The organism is Planktothrix paucivesiculata PCC 9631 (assembly GCF_900009265.2).
GTDB classification, from domain to species: domain Bacteria; phylum Cyanobacteriota; class Cyanobacteriia; order Cyanobacteriales; family Microcoleaceae; genus Planktothrix; species Planktothrix paucivesiculata.
In genome coordinates this window covers 302,526-308,983 of sequence record NZ_LR734982.1, presented here as the reverse complement: position 1 = coordinate 308,983, position 6,458 = coordinate 302,526, and the positions used below count along the sequence as shown (strand labels likewise).

Annotated in this window: 8 protein-coding genes; 2 read left to right on the top strand and 6 right to left on the bottom strand. The window is 39.2% G+C overall.

Annotation, left to right across the window (positions count from 1 at the left end; translation table 11 throughout):
• On the top strand, positions 1-428 hold a 428-nt coding region (locus PL9631_RS01420), incomplete at its 5' end, for a tetratricopeptide repeat protein (protein WP_197046216.1).
• 73 nt (positions 429-501) lie between these two features.
• Here the strand turns inward: PL9631_RS01420 and PL9631_RS01415 are convergent.
• The 3 genes from PL9631_RS01415 to PL9631_RS01405 all read right to left on the bottom strand — a co-directional run bounded on the left by PL9631_RS01415 (position 502) and on the right by PL9631_RS01405 (position 3,639).
• On the bottom strand, positions 502-1,629 hold the full coding sequence (locus tag PL9631_RS01415; RefSeq protein WP_083616248.1) for a histidinol-phosphate transaminase: 1,128 nt from the start codon (positions 1,627-1,629) through the stop codon (positions 502-504).
• A gap of 291 nt (positions 1,630-1,920) precedes the next feature.
• Positions 1,921-2,721 (bottom strand): Rpn family recombination-promoting nuclease/putative transposase, encoded by an 801-nt coding sequence (locus PL9631_RS01410; RefSeq protein ID WP_083616247.1) that lies wholly within the window; start codon positions 2,719-2,721, stop codon positions 1,921-1,923.
• Between the two features lie 78 nt (positions 2,722-2,799).
• A complete protein-coding gene (locus PL9631_RS01405) occupies positions 2,800-3,639 on the bottom strand; it encodes a Tab2/Atab2 family RNA-binding protein (protein ID WP_083616246.1) in 840 nt (279 codons plus the stop codon).
• Positions 3,640-3,840: 201 nt separating this feature from the next.
• On the opposite strand from PL9631_RS01405, the gene PL9631_RS01400 reads away from it, so the two are divergent.
• Positions 3,841-5,103, top strand: a complete 1,263-nt coding sequence (locus PL9631_RS01400; RefSeq protein ID WP_083616245.1) for a valine--pyruvate transaminase — start codon at positions 3,841-3,843, stop codon at positions 5,101-5,103.
• Between the two features lie 65 nt (positions 5,104-5,168).
• On the opposite strand, the gene PL9631_RS01395 is transcribed toward PL9631_RS01400, so the two are convergent.
• From PL9631_RS01395 to PL9631_RS01385, 3 genes are read right to left on the bottom strand one after another with little or no spacing between them, the layout of a single operon-like run.
• Positions 5,169-5,765, bottom strand: a complete 597-nt coding sequence (locus PL9631_RS01395) for a Uma2 family endonuclease (protein WP_083616244.1) — start codon at positions 5,763-5,765, stop codon at positions 5,169-5,171.
• Between the two features lie 36 nt (positions 5,766-5,801).
• Positions 5,802-6,152, bottom strand: coding sequence for a Txe/YoeB family addiction module toxin (locus PL9631_RS01390; protein WP_083616243.1), 351 nt, complete (start codon positions 6,150-6,152; stop codon positions 5,802-5,804).
• Positions 6,124-6,420 (bottom strand): type II toxin-antitoxin system Phd/YefM family antitoxin, encoded by a 297-nt coding sequence (locus tag PL9631_RS01385; protein WP_083616242.1) that lies wholly within the window; start codon positions 6,418-6,420, stop codon positions 6,124-6,126. Before PL9631_RS01385 ends, PL9631_RS01390 begins: the two co-directional genes overlap by 29 nt.
• Positions 6,421-6,458 lie beyond the last annotated feature (38 nt).

Genomic DNA, 6,458 nt, shown 5'->3' with positions numbered 1-6,458 from the left:
TTCTAGTTGATGTGGATAATAACCGAGCAGCCCAGGCGGCGGTTAATAATTTAGCCCGATTAGAAATTTTAGATGGCAAAACCGAGGAAGCCATTGATAAACTAGAAAACACCTTGGGACAGGTTAAGGATAAAGGAATTCGAGCCGCTTTATATAAAAATTTAGGGTGGGCTTATTTCCTAGAAAATAATCCGAAACAGGCTGAAGTTGAGTTACGTCAATCCTTAGAATTAAAAGAATCTAATGTGGTGGCTTACTATATTTTAGCTCAAGTTTTGGAAGCCCAAAACCGTCATAAACAAGCCTTAGCATTTTGGAAAACAGCTTTGGAACAGGACGAATTAGATCAAAAATCTAATGGTGTTACCTGGCGTTTACCCGAATTACTGGCTTGGCGCATGACCGCTCGCCAACGCTTACCTAAATAACTCCTGAAAGCCTCCTAAATCGAGTTCCCCGACGGGGGAAATCAATCATGGAGGCTTTGCTTCGCGTCCTAGACTAGAGGGAAAACAATCGTTCAATGGTGCGTTGATTTTCGTCGGGACGACCCACGGTAATTCGCAGCCCTCCTCCGGTGTGACGCACTAATGTTCCTTTGGTTTTTAATTGCTGCATGATCTGATTTAAGGCTTGATCGGAATTTTGTTCATCGGTGAGTCTAATATAAATAAAATTAGCATCACTTCGCCAAATTTTGAGTTTTTTATGCTCAGATAAGGCCTTAATTAAACGAGTCCGTTCGGCTAAAATTTCAGGGATAACCGTCAGTAACTCTTGACGGTTGTTTAAGGCTAATAAAGCGGCGGTTTGTGTGAAACTGGGAAGGTTATAGGGAAGCCGAACTTTTTCTAAAGCGGTGATTAATTCAGGATGGGCGATCGCATATCCAGCCCGCAGGGAAGCCAACCGAAATGCCTTAGAAAATGTGCGTAAAATCACCCAATTGGGATGATTTTTTAACTCCTCTATAACGCTGGTTTGACTAAACTCAAAATAGGCTTCATCAATAACGACTAAAATTTGTTCAGGTAAACAACGCAACCAGTCTAATTCCTTTGGCGTTAAAGCATTCGCCGTTGGGGAATTAGGATGGACAACAAACACAACTCGAATGGTAGGGTTTTCTGTCGTTTCAATAGCTGTTTGAGCTACCTTTAAATCCATTTCAAAGGTATCTTTATCCCGTTCTATACTAACAACTGGAATGCCTAACGTTTGAGCAATAATTCCATACATGGAGAAGGTGGGATTAGCCACTAAAATCGAACCTTCTCCCCCTAAACAAGTGGCAATTAAGAGCGATCGAATTAACTCATCCGACCCATTACCCACGGAAATTTGCTCAGGATTAACAAGGGCTTCAGAATTAGAAATAATCTCATTAATATAATTAGCGATCGCAATTTTTAAGGGAAAATGACTGCCATCGGGATAACGATTAGTTTCAATTTCATGTTCATACGTCCAAGCCAGCTTTTGTTTTAACTCCTCCGGTAAATCATAGGGACATTCATTCGTATCTAAACGGTCTAATATCTGAGTCTCGATCGGACTTCCAGAATTGCCTCCCGGGTGAGGAGCATAGGCCCGAATTTGGTTAAGATCGTTGCGAAGAAAAGACAGCATGGCGTTGAGGTAATTGTAATTTTTTTTAAGTTTAGATAGAATCTATTATCCCTTAATTGATGCGGAAATTGAGTCTAATAGGACTTACACAGAATACCCAATTATACACCATCTGTAGGGGCGAACGGCCGTTCGCCCCTACTAGATATGGTTGTTTTGCGTAAGTCCTGTCTAAGAAACAATATTTTTAGACCCTAATTTTTGCTGAACTATTCCTTATTCTTATTTAATAGAATAAATTTGCATCTTGTTCACCTCCATTAATCAATCATTAATACTGCCAAAGCTAATTTACAAAGAAGGAATATCTTCAACACTTAATCCAGTTGCTTGAACAACTTGCTCTAAACTAAAACCCATTCGCAATAAATTTAAAGCAACTTCTTCTTTTCCTTCTAGTTTCCCTTCCAGTTTGCCTTCTAGTTTGCCTTCCAATTTTCCTTGAAGTTTCCCTTCCAGTTTCCCTTCTTGTAGAATTTCTTGATAAATGACTGAATTTCGCATAAGATCACTCCTTAAAAGTCTTTTCACTATATCTTTATTTAAAACCAAACCCGCCAAAATTGCCGAAGCAGCAACAAGATTACTTTGAACCTGTTGATCGGTAATTCCTTCAATTACTTCAGCCACTTGACCTAATATCATGGTCGGATCATCGGTCTGACTCAGTACCGCAAAAGGTAACAATCCCGTTACATTCAAAAACTGTTCCGGCGGTTGTTCCCAAAGACGAATCACCTCAAACTGATGAAACGTATTCTCCAGGCGAAAACTATTGTCTTGGACTAAAGGAGAATTAGTTTGACCCAGATAAATCACCACCTGACGCATGACTTTGTTGGGAAAACGACGATAGACCCTCACCCGATAATCTAACATCCGAAAGGGGATTTTAGCATCGGGTTCGGTTTGAAATTCTGTGTGCAAAACCAGATCATCTGATTGCAGCAAAATCAGGGAATCAGCCCGAATGGGTTCCAAGGATAACTCTTGGGGACTCAACTCAGTTAAGGCAACGGGAGAACCCAACAACCAACTCGCCAAATCTTCAGAAAAATTTTCTGCCAGAAACTTGCAAATACTATCAAACACCCCTGATTATTCCTCGCTACTCTCAACATGAATTTACCCTTTATTATAATATTTAAAAGGCTCTCAATTACTGGGTGTTTAGCTATTTTCCCCTTTTAATAACCAAAACCCGCTAAATGTCATCCCCGAATCATCCGGTTGAACTAATAAAAAATGTAGTCCTTTTGCTAACTTTTTTCTAACTTCAAAGGTTTGACCAGCCTGCGTAACTTCCGAATCCTCAAAAGTTGCCATCACCCAACGATCAACTAAGCCAGATTCCAAGATTAATCCATCGGGAGAACCCGCCATATAATTGCAAGCAAAAGGTTGAATTTCCTCTAACCATCTGGCTAACCGCATTGATTTTTTACCCCCATTAATAATAATTCCAGGAATGGCTACAACCGAAGATAATCCCATATTTAGAGGTAAAAAATGATTGGGGATTTGTAGAATTGGGATCGGACGGTCAGCAAAAAACTCTTGTAAATTGCCCGCAGGAATACTTGCAAATTGCCAGCGATCGCCCCATAATTGATCGGGTAATGGTAAAGGTGGCAGTTGATCTAATTTCAGAGGTTCATAGGATTCCCCCGTATAATATTCTGACTGACAATATTGTTTTGACCGTTCAGTTAACCATTGTTTTAAAGTCGGCGTATTTCTATCGGGTTCCACTACAATTTCTAAGACCTTGCCCGCTTTTTCTAAGAAACTTAAAGATTGGGGACGAAATACTTTAATTTTATCAGGTTTTTGAGTTAAAGTTAAGGGCCGCAACTGTTCGCTTAACCAAGTTGAATTGGCTTGGGACTGAGGACACATGGCTATCAACTCAACCTTTCGAGTTTCGTCACAGACTAACAACTCCCAAAGGGGTTGTCCGCTTCTATCCTTGAGGGGACGACGATAAAAATCAGCTTGCCAAATTACCATACACACCAAAAATCCTAATATTCTTGTTGAAAACTATTTTCTATTTTCAATTCTAAGGTTAATATTGATCAAATGAAGATTAACAGATGTCGGATTCCATTACTCAGGTTGCAGGAATCAGATTTCTGGTTATGATTCTAGCTCCTACCGAATCTCTGCTGATGATAGGGAGATATTCTTAATTCATTGGGTTATAAAACTATGAATCCTGCTTTGACACAATATGGTGAACGGATGTCCCATTTAACGGGAGTTCGTGCCATTATGAAAGATATTATTGAAACCTTAAGATCAGGAAAGGGAAAAGAGTTTATTAATTTAAGTGCAGGAAATCCGGTAATCTTACCCGAAGTAGAACAACTTTGGCGAGATTGTACAGCACAATTACTTTCAAGTCCTGAATATGGAGAAGTGGTTTGTCGCTACGGTTCTAGTCAGGGATATCAACCTTTTATTGATGTCATTGTCGAGGATTTTAATTCCCGTTATGGATTACAATTAACCGACCGTAATGTTTTAATTACTCCCGGAAGTCAATCGATTTATTTTTATGCGACTAATGCCTTTGGGGGATATACCACCGATGGTAAACTGAAAAAAATTGTTTTGCCTTTAAGTCCTGATTATACCGGATATGGGGGAGTTAGTTTAGTTCCTGAAGCGGTTTTTTCCTATCAACCTACCTTAGATATTGATGAAGTCAATCATCATTTTAAATATCGTCCTGATTTTAGTCAATTAATTATTGATGAAACCACAGGATGTGTTATATTTTCCCGTCCGTGTAATCCCAGTGGTAATGTTTTAACAGAAGAAGAAGTTAAAAAAATTGCCAATTTAGCCGCTAACTTTAACGTTCCTGTCTTTATTGATTCTGCCTACGCGCCCCCATTCCCCGCATTGAATTTTACCGAAATGAAACCGGTTTTTGGAGATAATATTATTCACTGTATTAGTTTATCAAAAGCGGGATTGCCTGGGGAAAGATTAGGAATTGCGATCGGGAATGAAAGCACGATTCAAGTATTAGAAGCTTTTCAAACCAATATGTGTATCCATTCTCCCCGCTATGGGCAGGCAATTGCGGCCCGTGCTATTGGTTCTGGAGCGTTATCAGAAATTGCGGCGGAGGTGATTCGTCCCTATTATAAACAGAAATTCACCGTTGTTGAAACGGCATTAAACCAAGCCATGCCTAAAAATTTACCCTGGTTTTTACATCGGGGCGAAGGGGCAATTTTTGCCTGGATGTGGTTTAAAGATTTACCAATGACCGATTGGGAACTGTATCAAAAACTCAAAGAAGTTGGGGTAATTGTGGTTCCTGGTAGTTCATTTTTTCCGGGTTTACAAGGAGAATGGAGTCATAAAAACCAATGTATTCGGATTAGTTTAACGGCTACGGATGAGGAGATTACAGAAGGGATGAAACGGTTGGCAACGGTGATTGAACAGATTTATTAATGCTTTAGCTAATCGGGTTTAATTTATAGATAGGAAACATTGTTTCCCTACTGTTTTGCGGGCAATTATTGCCAAATTTCTGTTAAATCTAAGACAAATCCGGGTAAGATATTCTCACCGGATAAACTCAAAGGTTGTTGTAGGATTTCTATATCCTGATTTTGTCGATAAATACTAACGGTTTGATGTTTTCGGTCAATTAACCAACCCAAACTCACACCGTTATCTATATATTCTTGCATTTTCTCTTGCAGTGCATTCAAACTATCGGTTTTGGAGCGTAATTCTAAGACAAAATCAGGAGATAAAGGGGGAAATCCTTCTTGTTGTTCAAGGGTGAGTTGATCCCATCGTTCTTGACGTATCCAGGCAGCATCGGGGGAACGATTTGCACCATTAGGAAATAGGAATCCTGTCGAAGAATTAAAGACTTGACCGAGTTTAGTTTGACGATTCCATAACCACAATTGTCCTTCGAGATCAATATTTTTTTTTCCTGTAATTCCTCCAGTGGGGGGCATAACAATTAATTCTCCAGTAACGGTACGTTCTAACTTTAAATCTCGGTTAGCGATCGCAATTTCAACAAATTGTTCAGGAGTTACAGTTAATTGAACCGTTGAAGGAATATTAACAGGTAATGCAGAAAATGATAATCCCATAGTTTTATCCTTAAACTTAAAGTTGATATTCAAGAATCAATGATCGCTATAGTGATAACGACCTTGTAAAAACTCTATTCTATCTTCACTTACTAAGTAAACAATCCGATCTTTGTCGGTAAGACGGCGTGACCACACATTAGCATCTTGATATTTTAAGCGTTCTGGCTTTCCTGTCCCATCAAAAGGGATACGTCCAATTTCTTCAACTAATGATAATAGACGTAGGGCAAGTTTTCGATCAGTTTTAACCCAATAAGCCATATCTTCAAGAAACTGAGAATCAAAGACCAGATCTCGTTTAATTCTACCTTTAGCTGAAACGGTATTGGCTAATGATTCTTGAGGTTTTTCGCTTTCAGGCTGAGGCTTTTTCTTCTTCGCCAAGTCCGAACTCCTGACGTAATTTTTCAACAGTTTGAGGTTGATTAACTCCAGCTTTTGCACGCCCTAACGCTGCTAAAAGACGGGCTGCATTTTCATGGGATTGAAACAAATAAACGGTTTCGATCAGACTTTCAAGTTCAGCCGTTGCAATCACAGAGACACTTTCTAAACCTTCTCGATAAATTGTAATCGGTTGACGATTCAGAAGCACTTGATTGTAGATTGTCTCAAAATCTTTACAGGCTTGAGCATAATCGATTTCAGTCATAGTTTAGAAAAACCTGAATCAATATTCCTATTATAAAC

Excerpts from the sequence above, each read along its gene's own strand:
- PL9631_RS01415 (WP_083616248.1), bottom strand. The coding sequence starts at position 1,629 with ATGCTGTCTTTTCTTCGCAACGATCTTAACCAAATTCGGGCCTATGCT.
- PL9631_RS01405 (WP_083616246.1), bottom strand. The coding sequence starts at position 3,639 with ATGGTAATTTGGCAAGCTGATTTTTATCGTCGTCCCCTCAAGGATAGA.
- PL9631_RS01400 (WP_083616245.1), top strand. The coding sequence starts at position 3,841 with ATGAATCCTGCTTTGACACAATATGGTGAACGGATGTCCCATTTAACG.
- PL9631_RS01395 (WP_083616244.1), bottom strand. The coding sequence starts at position 5,765 with ATGGGATTATCATTTTCTGCATTACCTGTTAATATTCCTTCAACGGTT.
- PL9631_RS01385 (WP_083616242.1), bottom strand. The coding sequence starts at position 6,420 with ATGACTGAAATCGATTATGCTCAAGCCTGTAAAGATTTTGAGACAATC.